Here is a 751-nt window from a genome sequence, read left to right on the forward strand (position 1 = left end):
GTTTGCATAAATATTTTCCTCGCCTGCACTCCTTTCATCGGGGTGCAGATTGGAAGACTTCACCAATATTTGCAGTCTGTAATTGAGTTTTCTCCATGTTACACCGAAGAAACTCACGAGTTCGTTCTCCGTCATGGCTATGTCTCCGTTTCCTTTTCTGACAACCTGCATATTGCTGCCCCAATCAAAGATACTGCGATGACAGGCAATGTTTGTTACGGCTTTTAAGTTATCGTTTGCTTTCATGCCGTTTCCTCCATTTTATAGATTGATACCTCCAAAGATTCACAAGCCTCTCTCTCCATAGTTTCTTTATCCTTTGCCGATTGTTTGGCAATAAGCCTGTCCATATCCTCCGAAATCTTGTTGTCCGTTACCTGCGCATAAATCTGCGTGCTTGATATGGAAGCGTGCCCCATCATCTTGGCTATGCTCTCAATAGGTATTCCTGCGCTTAGGCTCATCGTGCCGAAAGTATGCCTTGCAACATGGTACGACAATCTCTGTCTGATACCGCAAGCCTTGCCAACAATACTCAGTCTGCCGTCTATCACGCTCCGGCTGCACTCACGGGGAAAGATATGTTTTTTACCTTTTTCTTTCACCGTCTGCTGTTCTTCATTCCCTTTCTGCTCTTCCAGACAATGGCGGATAATAGCCTCTGCTATCGGGTGCAACGGCACGACAAACTCAACCTTTGTCTTCTGACGCTCCTTGCGTATATACATCTGTCCATCCGCTGCTGTTTGGA

The 751-nt window shown here is 45.8% G+C and carries 1 protein-coding gene and 1 pseudogene; both read right to left on the reverse strand.

The genetic code is table 11. The annotated features are described in order from the left end of the window. A pseudogene (locus X919_RS0104555) lies at positions 1–246 on the reverse strand (hypothetical protein); the annotation flags it as partial. Then, positions 243–751: site-specific integrase (locus tag X919_RS0104560; RefSeq protein WP_028899198.1), on the reverse strand; the 509-nt coding region annotated here is incomplete at its 5' end. The gene X919_RS0104560 and the pseudogene X919_RS0104555, both read right to left, overlap by 4 nt.

The sequence above is a fragment of the Prevotella sp. HJM029 genome (assembly GCF_000599605.1).
GTDB lineage: Bacteria > Bacteroidota > Bacteroidia > Bacteroidales > Bacteroidaceae > Prevotella.